General features: G+C 69.1%; 13 protein-coding genes and 1 tRNA gene. 8 read left to right on the plus strand and 6 right to left on the minus strand.

Annotation, left to right across the window (positions count from 1 at the left end; all coding sequences use genetic code 11):
- Positions 1-12: 12 nt before the first annotated feature.
- A complete protein-coding gene (locus J2X01_RS02770) occupies positions 13-1,836 on the minus strand; it encodes an AMP-dependent synthetase/ligase (protein ID WP_310050393.1) in 1,824 nt (607 codons plus the stop codon).
- 58 nt (positions 1,837-1,894) lie between these two features.
- Positions 1,895-3,607, minus strand: coding sequence for a dolichyl-phosphate-mannose--protein mannosyltransferase (locus tag J2X01_RS02775; RefSeq protein WP_310050395.1), 1,713 nt, complete (start codon positions 3,605-3,607; stop codon positions 1,895-1,897).
- Positions 3,608-3,744: 137 nt separating this feature from the next.
- Here J2X01_RS02775 and rsmI point away from each other — a divergent pair, with 137 nt between their 5' ends.
- Together rsmI and J2X01_RS02785 are read left to right on the plus strand one after the other, a co-directional pair.
- Positions 3,745-4,656, plus strand: coding sequence for a 16S rRNA (cytidine(1402)-2'-O)-methyltransferase (gene rsmI / locus J2X01_RS02780; protein ID WP_374724930.1), 912 nt, complete (start codon positions 3,745-3,747; stop codon positions 4,654-4,656).
- Positions 4,657-4,844: 188 nt separating this feature from the next.
- Positions 4,845-6,344 carry an NAD-dependent succinate-semialdehyde dehydrogenase gene (locus J2X01_RS02785; RefSeq protein ID WP_310050396.1) on the plus strand — a complete coding sequence of 500 codons (1,500 nt, stop codon included), beginning with the start codon at positions 4,845-4,847 and terminating at the stop codon, positions 6,342-6,344.
- Positions 6,345-6,393: 49 nt separating this feature from the next.
- Here the strand turns inward: J2X01_RS02785 and J2X01_RS02790 are convergent, their stop codons facing one another.
- The 3 genes from J2X01_RS02790 to J2X01_RS02800 are packed head-to-tail and all read right to left on the minus strand — an operon-like array spanning position 6,394 to position 11,541.
- Complete coding sequence (locus tag J2X01_RS02790; RefSeq protein ID WP_310050398.1) at positions 6,394-8,988, minus strand: transglutaminase TgpA family protein; 2,595 nt, start codon at positions 8,986-8,988, stop codon at positions 6,394-6,396.
- Positions 8,985-10,496: a DUF58 domain-containing protein gene (locus J2X01_RS02795; RefSeq protein WP_310050400.1), complete on the minus strand. Its 1,512-nt coding sequence runs from the start codon at positions 10,494-10,496 to the stop codon at positions 8,985-8,987. Before J2X01_RS02795 ends, J2X01_RS02790 begins: the two co-directional genes overlap by 4 nt.
- 13 nt (positions 10,497-10,509) lie before the next feature.
- Complete coding sequence (locus J2X01_RS02800) at positions 10,510-11,541, minus strand: AAA family ATPase (protein ID WP_374724918.1); 1,032 nt, start codon at positions 11,539-11,541, stop codon at positions 10,510-10,512.
- A gap of 276 nt (positions 11,542-11,817) precedes the next feature.
- On the opposite strand from J2X01_RS02800, the gene J2X01_RS02805 reads away from it, so the two are divergent.
- The 5 genes from J2X01_RS02805 (at position 11,818) to J2X01_RS02825 (ending at position 18,220) form a co-directional block, all read left to right on the plus strand.
- Positions 11,818-12,705, plus strand: a complete 888-nt coding sequence (locus J2X01_RS02805; RefSeq protein ID WP_310050403.1) for a TatD family hydrolase — start codon at positions 11,818-11,820, stop codon at positions 12,703-12,705.
- Positions 12,706-12,986: 281 nt separating this feature from the next.
- Positions 12,987-14,162 carry a resuscitation-promoting factor gene (locus tag J2X01_RS02810; protein WP_310050404.1) on the plus strand — a complete coding sequence of 392 codons (1,176 nt, stop codon included), beginning with the start codon at positions 12,987-12,989 and terminating at the stop codon, positions 14,160-14,162.
- A 166-nt stretch (positions 14,163-14,328) separates the two neighbouring features.
- Entirely contained in the window at positions 14,329-15,252 is a 924-nt protein-coding gene (gene rsmA, locus J2X01_RS02815; protein WP_374724919.1) for a 16S rRNA (adenine(1518)-N(6)/adenine(1519)-N(6))-dimethyltransferase RsmA, read from the plus strand.
- A gap of 81 nt (positions 15,253-15,333) precedes the next feature.
- On the plus strand, positions 15,334-16,296 hold the full coding sequence (locus J2X01_RS02820; RefSeq protein WP_310050405.1) for a 4-(cytidine 5'-diphospho)-2-C-methyl-D-erythritol kinase: 963 nt from the start codon (positions 15,334-15,336) through the stop codon (positions 16,294-16,296).
- Between the two features lie 94 nt (positions 16,297-16,390).
- Entirely contained in the window at positions 16,391-18,220 is a 1,830-nt protein-coding gene (locus tag J2X01_RS02825; RefSeq protein WP_310050406.1) for an ABC-F family ATP-binding cassette domain-containing protein, read from the plus strand.
- 477 nt (positions 18,221-18,697) lie between these two features.
- Here the strand turns inward: J2X01_RS02825 and J2X01_RS02830 are convergent, their stop codons facing one another.
- On the minus strand, positions 18,698-19,297 hold the full coding sequence (locus J2X01_RS02830; protein ID WP_310050918.1) for a TetR/AcrR family transcriptional regulator: 600 nt from the start codon (positions 19,295-19,297) through the stop codon (positions 18,698-18,700).
- 214 nt (positions 19,298-19,511) lie between these two features.
- On the opposite strand from J2X01_RS02830, the gene J2X01_RS02835 reads away from it, so the two are divergent.
- Positions 19,512-19,583, plus strand: a tRNA-Gln gene (locus J2X01_RS02835).
- The last annotated feature ends 199 nt before the right edge of the window (positions 19,584-19,782 follow it).

Raw genomic sequence — 19,782 nt, forward strand, 5'->3', positions numbered from 1 at the left:
GCCAGCGGCTGATCAGCCGTAGATCCGGTTGATCTGCGCCTGGAAGTCACGCACGACGGCGGCACGCTTGAGTTTGAGTGACGGCGTCAGGTGCCCGGATTCCACCGTGAAGTCGGCGTCCAGCACCTCGAAGCTGCGGATCGACTCGGCCTGGGAGACGAGGGCGTTTGCCTCGTCCACGGCGTCCTGCAGGGCCACCCGGACCTGTTCGTGGCCCGTGGCCTCGGTCGGGCTCATGGCGGGAACCTTGTGCGCGGCGCACCAGTTTTCCAGGCCCTCCGGGTCCAGGTTGAGCAGGGCCGAGACGAACGGCCGGCCGTCGCCTATCACTACTGCCTGCAGGACAAGTTCGTGCTCGCGGAGCTTTTCCTCCAGCGGCCCGGGGACCACGTTTTTGCCTCCGGCGGTGACGAGGAGGTCCTTCTTCCGGCCGGTGATTGTCAGGAAGCCATCCCCGTCCAGGGATCCGAGGTCGCCGGTGCGGAAGAATCCGTCCACGAACGCCTCGGCATTGGCCGCAGCGTTGTTGTGGTACCCCTTGAAAACGCCGATGCCCTTGACCAGGATCTCGCCGTCCTCGGCGACCCGGACGGTGGTTCCGGGCACCGGGATGCCAACCGTCCCCACCCTGGTCCGGGTCGGGGTGTTGGCCGTGCACGGTGCAGTGGTCTCGGTCAGGCCGTAGCCTTCGAGGACGGGGATGCCCGCGCCGCGGAAGAAGTGCGCCTCGCGGGGGCTGAGCGGACTGGCCCCGGAGACCGCGTAGCCCAGCCGGCCGCCGAAGGCCTGCCGCAGCCTGGGGTAGAGCAGCCGGTCGAAGAGGGCGTGTTTGGTGCGGGTGGCGAAACCGGGGCCGGTGCCGTTGCCCCGGGCGGCGTCGTCGAGGGCCTTTGAGTGGGCGATGGCGACGGCGGCGGCCGCGCCGAACAGGCGCTGCTTCCCGGCCAGGGCCGCCTTGTGGGCCGCGCCGGCGTAGACCTTCTCGAAGATCCGGGGCACAACAAGCAGGAAGGTGGGCTTGAAGCTGGCCAGGTCCTCCAGCAGATCCCTGGCGTTGGCGGTGTGGCCCACGGTGGTCCCCGCGCTCAGGCAGATTACCTGGACGGCGAGGACGTGGGCCAGCGGGAGGAACATCAGGGTCCGGGAGCGGGGCTGCCGGAGGATCTCGGGCAGGAACAGCACGATGTTCCTGGCGACCAGGGCGAAGTTCCCGTGCGTGATTTCGCAGCCCTTGGGCCGGCCGGTGGTGCCTGAGGTATAGACAAGCGAGGCCACGTCCGCGAGGCCGGCCGCGGACCGGTGCCGTTCCAGCTCGGCGTCGCCGACCCCGCCGCCGGCTGCGGCCAGGCTGGCGAGGTTGGGCGCCGCGTCACCATAGTCCATCCGCACGACGGGCAGCACGGCGTCACCGAGCAGGGCTGACCCGTCCAGGACCTCCCGGACAAGGGCCGCCGTGGCCTCGTTCTCGGCGAAGATGCGCCGGGCACCGGAGTCGTGCAGAATCCATTCGATCTGGCTGGTGGAGGACGTTTCGTAGATGGGGACGGGGACGCCGCCGGCGAACCAGATGGCAAAGTCGACCACGGTCCACTCGTACCGGGTGCCGGACATGACCGCCACGGTTTCCCCGGGGGTGATGCCGCCGGCAATCAGGCCCTTGGCCAGGGCCCGGACCTGGTCCAGGAACTGCTGTGCGGGGACGTCGGCCCAGCCGGCCTGGCCCTTGCGGGAGTACAGCGCATGCACAGGATCCTTGGCGTGCTGCTCCAGGAGCAGGTCCGTCACGTTGCTGCCCGGGTCGAGCTCGACGAGCAGTGCGGTGCTTGCTTCTCTCACAGCCGTTTCTCCGTTCCGGATCCGCCTGGCGGTGGCGGACGTCCCCTGCAATCCTGCCCTAGATCCAGGACGGCATCCACATCCGGAACCGCCAATCCTGGTAGGTAATGGTCTCGGCGGTCCAGACCGGATAGAAGAACGCCGACACGATGACGGCCGTGACCACAAAGAGGGCCACAAGGTACAGCCCGGAACGCCGCCGCCACAGCGGATCGGAGCGCTGCCCCAGAACGAGGCCCAGGCAGTACGCGAGGGCCAGCACGAGGTAGGGCTCGAAGGACACGGCGTAGAAGAAGAACATGGTGCGTTCCGGGTACAGGAACCAGGGGAGGTAACCGGCGGCCACGGCGGCCAGGACCGCCCCCGCACGCCAGTCGCGCCGCCCGGCCCACCAGAACAGCAGGACGCCCAGGCAGACGGCGGCGCCCCACCAGAGAAGCGGGTTGCCGACGGAGAGGATCGCCGTGGTGCAGCTGGCGGTATCGCACCCCGGGCTGCCCGGTTTGGGGGATTCGTAAAAGAAGGATGTGGGCCGGCCGAGCACCAGCCAGCTCCAGGCGCTGGCCTCGTATGGGTGTTCCGAGCTGAGCCCCTGGTGGAACTTGTAGGCCTCGAGATGGTAGTGCGCCAGGGACCGGACGGCATTCGGCAGCCAGCCCCATTCCGCCGAGGGGACCGTCTCCGCCCAGTTCCGGAAGTAGGCGTTCGTGGAGCGGAACCAGCCGGTCCAGGACGCGGCATACACCAGGGCGGCCACCGGGACGATGCTGAGGAACGCCGGAATCCCGTCCTTGAGGATCCCGCCGCTGATCCAGCCGTGGATGCCCGCGATCCGGCGCGCGCTCAGGTCCCAGAAGACCGTCAGCAGCCCGAAGCCGGCCAGGAAGAACAGCGCGGACCATTTCGTGCCGACGGCCAGTCCCAGGCACACACCGGCGGCGAGCCGCCACCAGCGGATCCCGAGCCAGGGACCCGAGGCCAGCCGGAGCAGGCCCGGACGCCCGTCTGGGGAGGCCGCGGCCTGCCGGCCGAGCCGCACGGCCAGCCGGCGCCGGCCGTCGTCGCGGTCCATCAGCAGGGCACCGAACGCGGCCAGCACCCAGAACATCAGGAAGATGTCCAGCAGGGACGTCCGGGACATCACCAGATGATGGCCGTCCACCGCCAGCAGCAGGCCGGCCACCGCCCCGAGGGTCAGCGAGCGGAACAGCTTCTGGGCGATCAGGGCCAGCAGGAAGATGGACAGTGTGCCGGTCAGGGCCGCACCGAATCTCCAGCCGAACGGATTGTCCGAACCGAAGAGCCACATTCCGCCGGCGATCATCCACTTTCCGACCGGCGGGTGGACGACGTACTCGGGGGCGGCGAGCAGCACACCGGGATTGCCGGCGGCAAAGGCGTCATTGGCCTTGTCCGGCCACGCCCGTTCGTAGCCGCTGACCAGGAACGAGTACGCGTCCTTGACGTAGTAGGTCTCGTCGAAGACCAGGCTGCGGGGTGTGTCCAGCCGGACGAAGCGGAGGACTCCGCCCAGGGCCGCGGTGATGACCGGGATGAGCCAGAACCACAGCCGGAGCGAGGGCGGATAGTCCCGCCAGCTCTGGATGCTGCCGATCAGGCGGCTTTTCAGGGCATCAGGAGTGAACGCGTCCGCCGGGCGGCTGACCCAGCGGTGGCCCTCCAGGCTGCGTCCGGTGCTGGTGGCTGGGGCCGCCGATCCGGTGGAACCGGTTTCGACAGGCCGCGCGGGGGTCTGCGTCACGTTGCCCATGCTACCTTTTGCGGCTGGGCCCGGCCGCCAGGCCGGCCTGGTCCGCGGCCGGTTCGTCGGCCCGCACCGCGCGCCGGCAGTAGGCTGGTTGTGTGGACCCTAAACTCAGCAATTCCCCGAATCTTCCCAGCGACGGCCTGCCGGACGACGCCGCGGAGGGCCCCGGTCCCGGGCCCGACGGACGCCCCGGCACGGCCGCGGTTCCGCAAAGCGGCGGACCGGGCCGGATCGTGCTGGCGGCGACCCCGATCGGCAACGTCGGGGACGCCACGTACCGGCTGATCGAACTGCTCACGACGGCGGACATCGTTGCCGCGGAGGACACCCGGCGGCTGCACCGCCTCGTGCAGAACCTGGGCATCACCGTGGCCGGCCGGATCATCAGCTACCACGAGCACAACGAGGCCGCCAAAACCGGTGAGCTGCTGGACCAGGTACGCGCCGGCAAGACCCTCGTTATGGTGACCGACGCCGGAATGCCGTCCGTCTCGGACCCCGGCTTCCGCCTGGTCGAAGGGGCCGTCGCCGCGGGGTTGACGGTCACTGCCGCGCCCGGTCCCTCCGCCGTGCTCACCGCGCTTGCGCTGTCCGGCCTGCCGACCGACCGGTTCTGCTTTGAGGGCTTCCTGCCGCGCAAGGCCGGGGAACGCGCCTCCCGGCTCGCCGACCTCGACGCCGAGCGGCGCACCATGGTCTTCTTCGAGGCCCCGCACCGGCTCGAACCCATGCTCCGGGCGCTCCGGGAGCGCTTCGGCGCGGACCGGCGCGCCGCCGTCTGCCGGGAGCTGACGAAGACCTACGAGGAAGTAATCCGCGGCAGCCTCCGCGAACTGCTGGAGTGGGCCGAGTCCAACGAGGTGCGCGGCGAGATTGCCGTCGTCGTGGGCGGCGCCCCCGAACGCGAACCGGGCACGCCGGAAGACCACGTGGCGGACGTCAACGCGCTCATTGCGCAGGGAATCCGGCTCAAGGAAGCCGTTGCGGCCGTGGCGGAAGACGCCAAAGTCAGCAAACGGGAGCTCTATTCCGCGGTGCTCGCCGCCCGATAGGCGGCCAGCCGCAGGTCCGCCCAAAACGTTGTGCAACTGCACAGCGCAGACGGCCGGACGTGGTGCGGACATGCGTAGACAGTCCGGAGATTGCGGCAGTAGCGTGACAGTAAATCCAGTGCAGTTCCAACGGCATTCGAACAGTGCTGCACGCGATCCCACCCGAACCGCTGACGAGGGAGTCAACCGTGACCGTAACCGCCCAGCCCATTGTTACCGCGGAGCGCGAAAGCGCCCTGCTGGCCTCCGTACCCACCGGTCTGCTGATCAATGGCCGGTGGCAGCCGGCCGCCTCCGGCAAGACCTTCAACGTGGAGGATCCCTCGACGGGCAAGGTCCTGCTGAGCATCGCCGACGCCGGCCCTGTTGACGGGGCCGCGGCATTGGACGCCGCAGCCGCAGCGCAGGAGTCCTGGGCGAAGGTTCCCCCGCGGGAGCGCGGCGAGATCCTGCGGCGGGCCTTCGAACTGGTCACCGCCCGCGCCGAGGACTTCGCGCTGCTCATGACGCTGGAAATGGGCAAGCCGCTGGCCGAGGCCCGCGGCGAGGTTAGCTACGGCGCCGAGTTCCTGCGCTGGTTCTCCGAGGAGGCCGTCCGGGCTTTCGGCCGCTACTCGATGTCCCCGGACGGAAAGTCCCGGCTGCTGGTGACGAAGAAGCCGGTGGGCCCGTGCCTGCTGATCACGCCGTGGAACTTCCCGCTGGCCATGGCGACCCGCAAGGTCGCCCCCGCCGTCGCCGCGGGCTGCACCATGGTGCTGAAGTCGGCGAACCTGACCCCGCTGACCTCGCAGCTGTTCGCGGCCGTCATGCTGGAGGCCGGGTTGCCGGCCGGCGTCTTGAACGTCATCCCGACCTCCACGGCCGGCGCCACCACGGGCCCGCTGATCAAGGACTCCCGGCTCCGCAAGCTTTCCTTCACCGGGTCCACCGAGGTCGGCCGCCGGCTGCTCGCCGATGCCTCGGAAAACGTGCTGCGGACCTCGATGGAGCTCGGCGGCAACGCGCCGTTCGTCGTGTTTGAAGACGCCGACGTCGACGCCGCCGTTGCCGGGGCGATGCTGGCGAAGCTGCGGAACATGGGCGAGGCCTGCACAGCCGCGAACCGGTTCATTGTGCACGAATCCGTCGCGGACGAGTTCGCGGAGAAATTCGCCGCGAAGATGGCGGACATGACGACCGCCCGCGGCACCGAGGCAGCCTCCAAGGTCGGCCCGCTGATCGACGCCAAGAGCCGGGACAAGGTCCACGAGCTTGTGTCCGACGCGGTGTCCGCCGGCGCCGTCGCGGTGATCGGCGGCGCCGCCGTCGAGGGCCCCGGCTACTTCTACCAGCCCACTATCCTCAAGGGTGTCACCGAGGGCACCCGGATCCTGTCCGAGGAAATCTTCGGACCCGTCGCCCCGATCATCACCTTCTCCTCCGAGGACGAGGCGGTCAGGCTGGCGAACAACACCGACTACGGCCTGGTGGCCTACGTCTTCACCCGGGATCTCAACCGCGGCCTCCGGATGGGGGAACGGCTGGAGACCGGCATGCTGGGCCTGAACGCCGGCGTGGTCTCCAACGCCGCCGCACCCTTTGGCGGGGTCAAGCAGTCCGGGCTGGGCCGTGAAGGCGGCCTCGAAGGCATCGAGGAATACCTGTACACGCAGTACATCGGCATCGCCGACCCGTACGCCGGCTAGGAACCGCCCGGGCTCGGGCTGCGCCGGAGCGGTTCAGCCCCGAATCGGTTCAGCTCCGGCGCGGCCAGTGCGACCGGCGCAGCCGGTGCAGTCCGCTCCGGGTCCGCGACCAGACGCCGGCCAGACCGCGCCGCGTGCGCCGGGCCGCGCGGCGCGCGGCCCGGAACGGCGCCGTGGCGCCGCGCCGCCACCCGGCCAGGGTGGAGGCCGGCAGCCAGGCCGCGCGGAACCGCCGGAGCGGCCCGGCATGGGCGCGCAGCGAAGCACGGACCGCTGCGATCCGGTCGGCGGCTGATTCCCCCGGGCCGGCGCTGACAGCAGCCGCGACAGCAACGGCGGAACTGCCGGCGGCGCGGTCCGCGGTTCCGTCGCCGTCTGGCCCGGAGGGCGGGCGGCCGTACTGCCGGCGTTCGAACTCGGCAGTCAGTGAACGGACAGCCCCGTGGGCGTCCGCGTCCGTGCCCTCCGGTTCTCCGAGCACCCGGGACAAGCGCAGCCGGTCGGAGAAATGGCGGGGAGTCTCACTGCTCTGCGGCGGCACGCCGAAGTCGGTGGCGAGGTCGCGCAGTTCCGCCCAGGCCTGCAAGCCCGCGGCACGGTCGGCCCGGGGACCGTTCAGCCGCCGGCGGCGCAGGGCGGTGCGGGCCAGGTGCGGGGACGCAAGCAGCAGCCCGAGGAGCAGCAGGACGCCGGCGCTGTACAGCGCGGGCAGCAACCTGGCCACCGCGTCGGCCGGGGCGGCAGCGCCCGGGAGCGGCAGCGGCGTGCCGCCGGGAAGCGGCCCGGTGGCGCTGTTGCTTGGAATGAGGCCGTCGTTGTTTTCATTGGTGCTGGCACCGCTGGGGGCTGCGGCCTCCGTGGCGTAGGACGGCACCACTCCGCGCGAGGGGGTTGGCTCGAAGGGGATCCAGCCCAGTCCCTGGAAGTACAGTTCCGGCCAGGCGTGGGCGTCACGGGCATCGACCTCATATTCCGGCAGGGCACCCTGGCCCCCGATCGAGACCGTGGCGCCGGTGGGGCGGCCCGGGGCATAGCCGACGGCAATCCGGCTGGGGATGCCTTCCAGCCGGGCCATGACGGCCATGGCTGAGGCGAAGTGGATGCAGTATCCGCTCTTCTGGGTCAGGAAGTCTGCCAGCACGGACAATCCGTTGCCATCATAGCCGCCCTGAACCGGCGACTGCAGCGAGTAGCTGAAATCGACCGAGCGCAGGTACCGCTGGATCGCCATGGCCCGTGCGTACGGGGTGTTGCTGCCCGCGGTCACGGCCTCGGCGGTGTTACGCACGATCTCCGGGACGTTGTCCGGGGGCCGGACGAACTGGTCGGGGACGCCCTGCACCGGACCGGTGGCCTGTGCCAGCAAGTCCGGGGTGAGCTGCGGCGCCACGGAGAGCACCACGTACTGCTGGTCGCGGGAATTGGCGTCGACGCCCTTGATGCTCAGCGTGGCAGGGTCCCAGCTCCAGCGGCCGGTGAGGCCGTTGACCGCCTCCGGGGCGAAGGGCACCGGCAGGTAGGGGCTGGTGAACCGCCCGGTGTTGACTGCGGTGACCACCCGGACTTCCGTGGCGGCGGACTCGAAGCCCGAATCCATCCGGCCGGTGCCCAGCCGGCGGGTGTCATCGCGGTCATCCGGCGCCCAGGTGTCGCCGTTGAAACTGTCCACGGTCACCGAGCGCAGGTAGGGCGTGCTCGCGGCGTTGGTGGCAAAGGTGATCCGGCCGTCACCGGTGGGGCTGCGCAGGTTGTTGCCCAGGCTGATCATCGGGTTGAGCCCGGTGGCCGAGCCGAAGGGGTTCAGCCGTGATCCCTGCGGGAAGGTTCCCTGGTCGAATCCCGGGATCACCAGCTGGAGCAACAGGGTAAGGATCAGCGCCACGGCCCCGGTCAGGGCACCGCGGCGGAACTGGCCCGGGTTGCGGGCGGTGTCCGCTCCGGTCCGTGAGTCGGGCGCGAACCAGTGGCTGCAGCCCAGGATCAGCAGGTAACCCGCGGCGGCTGCCGCGAAACCCAGCGCGCCGACACTCTGCGGTTTGATCATGGCGGGAACGATGAGGATGGCGAGGATCCCGAGGCCGCTCGTGGCCGGCAGGGCCAGCGGATAGGCGAGGGCATCGACCAGGATCACCAGCAGTCCCAGGGCAGCGCAGACCAGCAGGACGATGCCGGCGTTCGGGGCCACCGGGGCGCTTTCGGCGAGGACAGTCTCACTGGCCCGGCGCAAATACCGGCCCAGCTGCGTCATGGTGGACCCGGAGGGGATGAAGCCCAACAAGCTGTGCGGGCGGAAGAAGGTGAAGGTCAGGATCAGCACGAGCGCCGCCAGCGCACCAGCAGTCACGAAAATGCTGCGCCACCGGAGGGCCCGGAGCCCTGCCATGGTGAAGGCCACTGTGAGGACCGTGGAGAGGACGGGGGAGTACCAGGCCCAGCCCCGCAGTACCCCGTTGAGGCTCAGTGCTGCACCGGCGACGGCGACTGCGACCGCCAGGGCCATCAGCCACGGCTGCCCGCCGACCTTTGCCGGGGCCTTCTGCCTGCCGGGAACGGAACCCGGGGCAGGGACCGCCGAACCGGCCCGCGCTTCCGGGCCGGGGCGGCCGGAGTGAACGCCCGAGCCGCGTTGGGGTGTCAGCGTCATCGCCGGACCCCCGCTCCGCGCCGCACGTCGGCGGCGGCCGCCAGCGGCGCGGTCCCGCCCTCGTCGAAGGCCGTCCACGCTGCGGGCAGAGGCGTCGACGGGGAGACTGCCACCGCCCGCCAGCCGCCCAGCCGGAGGGTCTCCAGCACATCGTCGAGGTCCCGGGCCCGCTCCGTGATGAGCAAGGCAAATGCGTTGGCGGCAAAACCGGCGGCCGGGGCCAGCGCCCGGGCCTCGGCCGGCGTGAGGCTGCCGAGGATCGCCAGGACGGGCCCGCGCAGCCGGTGGGCTGCCAGTTTGTCCATCAGCCGGTCGTCGAACGGCTGCGGGCCGGCGTCCCCGCCGGCGGGGTGCCGGCCCGGGGTCCGGGGGGACACGGCCTCCCTCGGGTCCCGGCGGAGGTGGTGGGACCCGGTCAGCTGGATCGCCGCCAGGCTTTCCGCGACGGACTGCAGCCCGGCCGCGCCGGCGTACTCCTCGGCGTCCGGTTCGTGGGCGGACGGTGAATGCTGGAATGCCGGTTCGCCGGCGGCGTCGAGGAACCGCAGCGAGTAGTTCCGCTCGGCCAGATGCGCGCCGATGGACATGGCGGCCGTCACGGCCCACTCGAAGGTGTCACTCGTCAGGGGCTCGTGGTCCGAACCGGGGCCGCCGCGGTGGCCGGCTCCGCGGTCCTCCGTCCCGCGCGACCCGGCGCCCGCGGGGTGCTGGGCGGCACGCGGGCCCGAACCGGCGGCGAAGCCGCCGCGGGTGAAGGCCGGGAACCGCTGGTCCAGGATGATCGTTGCCTCCGGAGTGGTGACGGACTCCTCCTGACGGACCATCAGCTCCCCGTGCCGCGCCGTCGCCGCCCAGTGCACGCGGCGCATCGGGTCGCCGTGACGGTACTCCCGGGTCATGACGTCGTCGTCGCTCGGGTTGGCCCGGATCCGCGTGGAGGTGACGCCGTCGTGCCCCCTGGCGCCGGCCAGCCCGGTAACGGGAAGGTCGACGGCGGCGGGCGTTACGGTGAGTAGGTCGCCGTCGTCGATGGCGTGGCGGTGCAGGGACAGCCCAAAGGGGTCGCTGAACTCGGCCGTGACCGGCCCGATCACGAACTGGCCGCGCTTTCCGGAGCGCAGATGGTATTCATAGCGGCTGGTTCCGCCGGCGGCCGAGCGCGCCGGGAAGCGGAACACCGGGGATTCCCCGAAGCGGGCGGGCAGGCGCTCCTCCATCAGCGCGTGGCCGGTGCCGGTTCCGGTCCTTGCGACGGCCAGCCGGACGGTCGTCGTCGCCGACGTTTCGACGCTGCCGGGGCTGAACTCCCGGTAGACCTGGAAATTCGGTTTGAGCAAGCGGGTTCCGGCCAGCGAGAGCAGCGGCAGGACAAACAACAGGATGGCCAGCGCCAGCAGGTCACGCCGTCCCAGCACCTGGGCTGCCAGCAGGAACACCGCTCCGGCGCCGAGCAGCCCCCAGCCGCGGCTGGTGAAGATATGCCGCGGGAACCGGGACATCAGCGCCATGGCCGAGCCACCCCTAGCGGCGGTTCGGCAGGGTGGCGGCCGGCGCCGCAGCCATTTCCGGGCTGACCGGAAGCTTCGCCAGGATGGCACGGATAACGCTCTGGGCGGTTTCGCCGCTGCCCGCGGCTTTGCGGTCCAGGATGATCCGGTGCGCGAGCACGGCTTCGGCCACACTGACGACGTCGTCCGGCAGCACAAAATCCCGGCCTTCCAGGGCCGCGGTGGCCTTGGCTGCGCGCAGCAACTGGAGCATGGACCGCGGGCTGGCGCCGAGCCGCAACATCCCGCTGTCCCTCGTTGCCCGGCCCAGGGATACGGTGTACTCCTTGATCGACTGGGAGACGTAGACCTGCCGGACCGTGGCGATCATCGAGGCGACCTCGCCGGCGGTGACGACGGCGGTGACCCGGGTCAGCGGCGACGTTGCCTGGTGGGTTTCCAGCATTTCCATCTCGGCGTCCTTGTCCGGGTAGCCCATGGAGATCCGGGCCATAAAGCGGTCACGCTGCGCCTCGGGGAGCGGGTAGGTGCCCTCCATTTCGATCGGGTTCTGCGTGGCCACCACCATAAAGGGCTCGTCGAGCTTGTAGGACGTGCCGTCCACGGTGACCTGGTGTTCCTCCATGCATTCCAGCAGGGCAGACTGGGTCTTGGCCGAGGCGCGGTTGATTTCGTCGCCAATGACGATGTTGGCGAACACCGCCCCCGGCCGGAACTCGAAGGACCTCGATGCCTGGTTGTAGATGGACACGCCGGTGACATCGGAGGGGAGCAAATCCGGGGTGAACTGGATGCGGCTCACCGAACAGTCGATGGTCCGGGCCAGCGTCTTCGCGAGCAGGGTCTTGCCGACCCCGGGGACGTCCTCGAGGAGCAGATGGCCCTGGGCCAGGAGCACGGTGAGGGCCAGCCTGGCCGCTTCTGCTTTGCCGTCGATCACGGTGTTGATGGCGGTCAGGATGCGCTCGCTGGCGGAACGGAACTCCTCCGCGGTCAGGGCGGCGGGCGGCGGGGCAGGGCGCCGGGGCACCGGGAGACCGGCCATGGCGGAGTCTTCCCTGTGGCCCTGGCCTCCGGGGAGAGCTTCGTCTAGGGAGATGCGGTGGTAGTCCATCGGTAGCCTCTCAGCCCTGGTGGGTTCCCGACCTTCCGTTGCCTGCAGCCGGTGTTTATAACAGAGTACTAACACAACTGCCGACCCTGACAGAGAGTTCGCGGGGGAAATCTGCGCGTCGCTGCCGGCCACTAAATGGCGCAGGCAGGTTAAATCCCGGACCGGGTCCGGTTCATCAAGCCAGGGGCCCGCGGTTAAGGTGGACAGATGACCAATCCGCTGACTCCCGTTCCGTTCCGCGCGCCCGGCAGCGATGGCACCGGAAAACAGGGCTTCCCGCCGTCCCCGGAACCGCTTCCGGTGCCGGTGATGGACAACCACACGCACCTCGATTTCGCCACCAACGACCTGTTAGTCAGCATCGGTGACGCCCTGGATGCCGCCGAAGCCGTGGGGGTCCAGGGTGCTGTTCAGGTCGGATGCGACCTCGAATCCTCCAGATTCACCGTGCAGGCGGTGGAGCTGGATCCGCGGCTGCTGGGCGCCGTTGCCCTCCACCCCAATGACGCGCCCGGCTATGCGGCCCGCGGCGAACTGGACGAGGCCCTGGCCGAGATCGAGGCCCTCGCGGCGCACCCAAGGATCCGGGCGATCGGCGAAACCGGCCTGGATTTCTTCCGCACCCAGGGTGAGGGGCTGGCCCATCAGCGCCACTCCTTCCGGCGGCACATCGACATTGCCAAACGACTGGGGCTGACGCTGCAAATCCACGACCGCGACGCCCACGACGACGTCGTTCAGGTGCTGCGGGAGGAAGGCGCCCCCGAGCGGGTGGTCTTCCACTGCTTCTCCGGCGGGGAGGAGCTGGCCCGGATCTGCAACAGCGAGGGCTGGTACATGTCGTTCGCCGGGACGCTGACCTTCAAAAACGCGGCCAATCTCCGGGCTGCACTGGCCATCGCTGAACCCGAACGGATCCTGGTTGAGACGGACGCGCCGTTCCTCACGCCACATCCGCACCGGGGACGTCCGAACGCGAGCTACATGGTGCCGTATACCGTCCGGGCGATAGCCGAATTGACTGGATGGGAACTCTCGGAACTGTGTTCCCGGATCGCCGGAAATTCGGTGCAGGCATACGGATCCTGGGACTGATGTGACGAAAAACAACGCCGCCTGATAAATACCGGGTATGCAGAATTTGTTGGCTGCTTTATAACGCTCCGGTTACAGTGGACAACTATTAGCCGGGGTCGGGGAAGGCCTTCGGATAATTCACTCCTGCAGGGCGCGCAACGTGGCGAACGAACCATGGGCGCGCTCTCGTTTGTGAGTGTGGCAGTGCACACAGCTGCCGTGGACTTCATGCACCCTTGCGGGTGCTGCCCCAGGGCTGTCTGCGGCGGGTGGAACCGTGCACTTTTCCCCGTGCCCGGATGGTCCAAAAGATACGGGCAATCGTGGTCAAGTTCTTTACATCGGATGGCAAGCTCAGCTTCGTCAAGGTCGGCACGCAATTCGTGGTGGTCGTGGCGCTCGTGCTGGGACTGGTCGCCTTCGTCGGCAACAACAAGACGGTCACCCTCAACGTCGACGGCAAAGTGAGCTCGGTCCAGACCTTCGGCGGTACCGTCGGCCAGGTCGTCAAGGGCGCCAACCTCGAACTCCAGTCCGCCGACCGGGTCACGCCTGCTGCCGACTCCCATGTACAGGACGGCTCCGTCATCAACGTCAACCTCGCCAAGGCCGTCAAGGTCAGCCTGGACGGCGCGGAGCGGACCATCAGCACCACCTCGCCCACCGTCGAGGGCCTCGTGACGGAACTCGGCGTGGCCAGCGCCTCGGAACTGTCCGTTCCGAAGGACGCGCAGCTCGCCGTCTCCGGTTCCTTCGTTTCCATCTCGACGCCGAAGACCGTGAGCATCGTCGCTGACGGCAAGGCCGACAAGGCCACCACAACCGCCTCCGACGTCGCCCAGGTCCTCGCCGACGCCGGCATCACGCTGGGTGCCAGCGACCGCGTCTCGCAGCCGGGCAACGCACCGGTGGTCAATGACATGGTGATCAAGGTTTCCCGTGTGGACGCCAGCAAAACGGCAGAGGCGACCGAGGCCGTGTCCTTCGAAACCCTCACCACCGAGGACGCCTCCATGGTCAAGGGTGAGAAGAAGGTGACCCAGGCAGGAGTGGCCGGCACCATCAACAAGAGCTTCAAACTGGTCCTCGTCGACGGCCGCGAGGCCTCCCGCACCTTGGTGTCCCAGTCCGTCAGCACCCAGCCGGTCACCGAAAAGGTCACGGTCGGCACCAAGCCCAAGCCGGCAGCCCAGGCCGGCGCCAACACCGGCGCAGCAGCCCCGGCCATGATGAACGAAGCCATGTGGGACAAGATCGCGCAGTGCGAATCCACCGGCAACTGGTCCGTCAACAACGGCAACGGCTACTACGGCGGACTCCAGTTCGACATCCGGACCTGGCTCGGAGCCGGCGGCGGCGCTTACGCCCCGAACGCCAGCCTCGCCAGCAAGGCCCAGCAGATCGACATCGCCAACCGCGTTTACGCGCAGCGTGGCCTGCAGCCCTGGGGCTGCGGTTGGGCAGCCTCAAGCTAACCCGGCCCCCGACAGGCCCCGCAGTTCCTGCTGGGGGCGGGGGACATGACATGGCACGGCGACCGCAGCGGCTGACCACGGCTGCGGACGCCCGGCGAAGGCCGGGTCCGGTTCACGGACCCGGCCTTCGCCGTGCCCGGGCCGGCCGGCGGGATAGGATACCTAGGTGACCGAACCGACCCCCGCCGCGCCAGGCAGTACGCCAACCACCGCCCCGAACAACAGGCCGGCAAACGCCCCTGCACCCCTGATGGGCGCCTCGGACATCCGCAGGCTGGCAGAGGAGAGCGGGGTCCGCCCCACCAAAACCCTGGGCCAGAACTTCGTCATCGACGGCAACACCATCCGCCGGATCGTCACCGCTGCGGACATCCACCCGGACGAGACGGTCCTGGAAGTTGGCCCCGGGCTCGGGTCCCTCACCCTGGGGTTGCTGGACGCCGCCCGCTCGGTCGTCGCCGTCGAGATCGACCCGGTCCTCGCCGGCAAACTCCCCGAAACCGTCGCCCAGTGGCGGCCGGACGCCGTCGGGAATTTCCACCTCGTCCTCGCCGACGCCATGCGCGTCACCGAGCTCCCGGTGCAGCCGACCGCGCTCGTGGCGAACCTTCCCTACAACGTTGCCGTCCCGGTGGTCCTGCACCTGCTGCAGCGCTTCCCGAGCCTCCGCCACGGCCTGGTCATGGTTCAGGACGAGGTGGCGGACAGGCTTGCTGCCGGGCCGGGGTCCAAAACCTACGGCGTTCCCTCGGTCAAGGCGGCCTGGTACAGCAGCATGCGCAAAGCCGGGGTGATTGGCATGAACGTCTTTTGGCCCGCGCCCAAGATCCATTCCGGCCTCGTGTCGTTCACCCGCCGGGAGGCTCCCGTCACCACGGCCACCCGGGAACAGGTATTTGCCGTTATCGATGCGGCCTTCGCCCAGCGCCGCAAGACGCTTCGCGCAGCCCTGGCCGGCTGGGCCGGGGGCGCCGCCGAGGCTGAACGCTGCCTGCGCGCCGCCGGCGTCGACCCCAGCGCGCGCGGCGAAGTGATCGACATCGCGGCGTTTGCCAGGATCGCGGAAGCACACGAGCAGCCGGTCCCGTGAACCCGGCTGCGGCCCGGGAAAGGTGAAGCCGGACCCGGGCCGTGCTTGGACCCGGACGCTGCCATGCCATAGCGTGGAGCCATGAACGCAGTGAGAGGGCGCTTTTCCGCGAGGACTGTCCGGGTCAAGGCTCCCGGCAAGGTTAACGTCTCACTGGATGTCGGACCCCTGCGACCGGACGGCTACCACTCCGTGGCCAGTGTCTTCCTTGCGGTGTCCCTCTACGAAGAGGTGGCCGCGACCAGCACGGATACCGGGGAAATCACCGTCAGCCTCAGCCCGGCAAGCACCCTCGATCTGGACGGCGTCGACATCCCCCTGGATGAGCGCAACCTGGCCTACAAGGCCGCCGCGATCATGACCGATGTCTCCGAGCACTCCACCGGAGTCCATCTGGAGATCACCAAGCGGGTGCCCGTGGCCGGCGGCATGGGCGGCGGCTCGGCCGACGCGGCAGCCACCCTCCTTGCCTGCGACGCGCTGTGGAACAGCGGGCTCTCGCGCGACGAACTTGCCCACCTGGCAGCGGAACTCGGCGCCGACGTGCCGTTCTCCCTGCTCGGCGGAACCGCCGTCGGGCTCGGCGTGGGCGACGAACTCTCCCCGGCGCTCGTCAAGGCCCAGACCGACTGGGTCCTGGTGACCGCGGACTTCGGCCTGCCCACGCCCGAGGTCTACCGGACGCTGGACCGGTTGCGGGCGGACGAAAGGGGAGCGGTCGAGGAACCCGCCGCGGTGGACCCGATGATCCTCCAGGCCCTGCGCAGCGGCGACGCCGATGCCTTGAGCCGGGTGCTGGTGAACGATCTTCAGCGCGCCTCGATTGAGCTGGCGCCCAGCCTCCGGGACACCCTCGGACTCGGTGAATCACTGGGTGCGATCGCCGGAATCGTCTCCGGCTCCGGGCCGACCGTCGCGTTGCTGTCGCACAGCCCGGCGGCTGCCGAGGGACTTGCCGAAGACCTCCGGCACCACGGCCTCGACGCCCTGGCCGTGCACGGCCCGGTTCACGGGGCGCGCATCATCTCCGATACGCTCCTTTAATAGGATTGCCGTCATCCGCACGGCGTATATGGCCTGGATCGATCCGGCCTGTCCAATCTGACCGACATTATTTTCTCCAGGAAAGCAGTTCCCAGTGGCACACCTGCTCGGCGGCGAGAACCTCACGGTCTCGTATGCAACCCGCACCGTCCTCGACGGCATCACCCTCGGCCTTGAAGAGGGCGACCGGATCGGCATGGTCGGCCGCAACGGCGACGGCAAGTCGACCCTGATGCGGCTGCTGGCAATGCGCTCCACACCGGACTCCGGCCGCGTGACCAAGCGCAGCGAGGTCAACATCGGCTACCTGGACCAGAGCGACGTGCTCGACGGCGACCTCACCGTCGGGGCTGCGATCGTGGGGGACCAGGCCGACTATGAATGGGCCCGCAATCCCCAGATCCGCGAGGTGATGGGCGGGCTTGTGTCCGACGTCGACTGGCACGCCAATGTGCACGCGCTTTCCGGCGGGCAGAAGCGCCGTGTGGCGCTGGCCAAGCTGCTGATCGAGGACCACGACGTCATCATGCTCGACGAGCCCACCAACCACCTCGACGTCGAAGGCGTCGCGTGGCTGTCCCGGCACCTGAAGTCCCGCTGGCGGGCCAACCAGGGCGCCTTCCTCGTCGTCACGCACGACCGCTGGTTCCTCGACGAAGTCTGCACCAAGACCTGGGAAATCCACGACGGCATCATGGACCCGTTCGACGGCGGCTACGCAGCCTACGTGCTGGCCCGCGCTGAACGCGACCGCTCCGCCTCCGTGGTGGAAAGCAAGCGCCAGCAGCTCGTGAAAAAGGAGCTGGCCTGGCTCCGGCGCGGTGCCCCGGCCCGCACGGCCAAGCCCAAATTCCGGATCGAGGCAGCCAACGCCCTGATTGCCGACGTCCCCGAGCCGCGCGACTCGACTGCGCTGAGCAAGATGGCCACCGCCCGGCTCGGCAAGGACGTCCTGGACCTCGAGAATGTCTCGCTGGACTTCCTCGGCGGCGACGCCGGGCAAAAGCTCTTCGACAACATCACGCTGCGGCTTGCGCCCGGCGAGCGGCTGGGCCTGGTCGGCGTCAACGGCGCCGGCAAGACCACCCTGCTGAAACTGCTTAACGGCGAGATCCAGCCCAGCTCCGGGAAGGTCAAGCGCGGCAAGACGGTGGTCACCGCGGTCCTCACCCAGGAGGTCAAGGAGCTCGACGACGTTTCGGACCTGCGCGTCATCGAAGTGATCGAGCGGGAGAAGCGCTCGTTCAATGTCGGCGGCAAGGAATTCACCGCCGGCCAGCTGGTGGAGCAGCTTGGCTTCACGAACGAGAAGCAGTGGACGCCGGTCAGGGACCTCTCCGGTGGCGAACGCCGGCGGCTGCAGCTGCTGCGCCTGCTCGTGGGCGAGCCGAATGTGCTGATGCTCGATGAGCCCACCAATGACCTCGACACCGACACCCTGGCCGCCGTCGAGGACGTGCTGGACGGCTGGCCGGGCACGCTTGTCGTCGTCAGCCACGACCGCTACCTGTTGGAGCGCGTCACGGACCACCAGATGGCGCTCCTGGGCGACGGCAAGATCCGGGCGCTGCCGCGCGGCGTGGACCAGTATCTGGAACTGCGCGAAGCGGCGCTGGCCGGTTCCACGCTCACCGGTGGCGGCAACCCCGTCATCGCAGCCAGCGGCAGCTCCGCACCGGCCGCGGCCGGACCCTCGGAAGCCGAAAAGCGGGACGCCCGCAAGGCCAAGAACCGGATCGACCGGCAGTTGGGCAAGCTCCGGCAGCAGGAAGACAAGATCCACGCCCAGATGACCGCCGCGGCCGCCGACGCTTCCGCCGCCGGTAAACTCGCCGAACTCAACAAGAAACTCAAGGACCTCGCGGTCGAACGTGAAGCCCTCGAACTCGAATGGCTGGGAGCCCTCGAAGTCCTCGGCGAATAGGCGCACGGGCCGGGGGACATGCCCAGTCTGTTAAGGCATGGCTGGACATGCCCCCCGCTCGGCTCAATTCCCTCTGGACATGTCCCTTGGTTGACTCAATTCCCTCTGGACATGTCCCTTGGGGCAGGCCACGGGTGGACATATTGGTGTTATGTCCACTCAGCGGGGCAAGGGGAGGGCATGTCCCGCGGTGGCGCCCAGAGCCCAGGCTCCGTCCCTTGGGTGACTCAATTCCCTCAGGTCATGTCCCTGGTTCCCTTTGGACATGTCCCCTGGTTGACACAATTCCCTCTGGACATGTCCCTTGGGGCAGGCAACGCGTGGACATATTGGTGTTATGTCCACTCCTTCTGGCAAGGGGAGGGCATGTCCCGCGGGGGCGCTCAGAGCCCCAGGCCCTGTCCCGCGGGGTAACGGGCGCCAGAGACCCAGGCCCGGGCCCGCCGCTGCCGCAGGCGGGGCTGGCCAGCCCCGGCACTAGTCGTCGCTGCGGAGTTCCGGGTCCTTTTGCAGGCCGGTGAGGCCGTTCCAGGCGAGGTTGACCAGGTGGGCGGCTACCTCGCGCTTGTCAGGTGTGCGGCTGTCCTGCCACCACTGGCCCGTCATCGCCACCATTCCCACCAGCATCTGCGCGTACATGGCGCCGTCGGCCGAGGTGAACCCGCGGCGGGCAAACTCGTCGGCCAGAATATACTCCACGCGGGCCGTGACGTGGGAGAGCAGCGTGGAGAAGGCTCCCTCGGGCTGCGCCGGCGGGGCATCGCGCATGAGGATACGGAACCCCTCGGCGCGGTCCTCGATGTAGCTCAGCAGCGCCAGGGCGGCCCTCTCAACCATGACACGCGGCTTGGCTTCCTCGGACAATGCGTCGTTGATGGAGCCCAGCAGGATCCGGAACTCGAATTCGACGACCTGCGTGTACAGGCCTTCCTTCGACCCGAAGTGCTCGTAGATCACCGGTTTCGAGACGCCTGCGGCAGCGGCTATCTCCTCGATCGTGGTCCCGTCGAGACCGCGGAGCGCGAAGAGTCCCCGGCCGACGCCGATCAGCTGGCTGCGGCGCTGGGGCCCCGTCATCCGGATCCGGGGAACGTAGTCGGCGGACCGTACGGGTCTGCGGCTGCGGCCCTCCGCCCCGCCAGGTACGCCTATGCCGTTGCTCACAGCACCATCATGCCCCAGATCACCCGCCGGGAGGGCGCGGCGGCGCCCCGTCGCAGCGGTCGCCACCCCGGGCAGCGCAGTATGGCAGAATTGACTCTCGTGCCACAGGCTTACCGCCCTGGCACGGTCCGCCCTGGTGTAATGGCAGCACCCCGGCCTTTGGAGCCGTGGAGTATAGGTTCGAGTCCTATGGGCGGAACCGCTGCGCGTCGAGGGGCCGGAAACGGCACCCGGCGGGCGCGGCCCGGTGTGAGTCCAGTAGGATGAACCTGGCGCCGTGACCGGAGTCTTGTCCGGCCAAGCCGCGCGGATCCGGCAACCGGGGCGCCCCCACCAGGCCTCAGCCGCCGGCCACCCAGATCCACCGGGCAGCGGCATGAGCTAAGCCACTGAACAAG

Origin of the sequence: Arthrobacter ginsengisoli, from assembly GCF_031456935.1 — a bacterium.
GTDB classification, from domain to species: domain Bacteria; phylum Actinomycetota; class Actinomycetes; order Actinomycetales; family Micrococcaceae; genus Arthrobacter; species Arthrobacter ginsengisoli.

What these genes read in the sequence shown, in the direction of transcription:
- J2X01_RS02775 (WP_310050395.1), bottom strand. Translation starts at nt 3,607, where the DNA reads ATGGGCAACGTGACGCAGACCCCCGCGCGGCCTGTCGAAACCGGTTCC.
- J2X01_RS02790 (WP_310050398.1), bottom strand. Translation starts at nt 8,988, where the DNA reads ATGACGCTGACACCCCAACGCGGCTCGGGCGTTCACTCCGGCCGCCCC.
- J2X01_RS02795 (WP_310050400.1), bottom strand. Translation starts at nt 10,496, where the DNA reads ATGGCGCTGATGTCCCGGTTCCCGCGGCATATCTTCACCAGCCGCGGC.
- J2X01_RS02800 (WP_374724918.1), bottom strand. Translation starts at nt 11,541, where the DNA reads ATGGCCGGTCTCCCGGTGCCCCGGCGCCCTGCCCCGCCGCCCGCCGCC.
- J2X01_RS02805 (WP_310050403.1), top strand. Translation starts at nt 11,818, where the DNA reads ATGACCAATCCGCTGACTCCCGTTCCGTTCCGCGCGCCCGGCAGCGAT.
- J2X01_RS02810 (WP_310050404.1), top strand. Translation starts at nt 12,987, where the DNA reads ATGGTCCAAAAGATACGGGCAATCGTGGTCAAGTTCTTTACATCGGAT.
- J2X01_RS02820 (WP_310050405.1), top strand. Translation starts at nt 15,334, where the DNA reads ATGAACGCAGTGAGAGGGCGCTTTTCCGCGAGGACTGTCCGGGTCAAG.
- J2X01_RS02830 (WP_310050918.1), bottom strand. Translation starts at nt 19,297, where the DNA reads ATGACGGGGCCCCAGCGCCGCAGCCAGCTGATCGGCGTCGGCCGGGGA.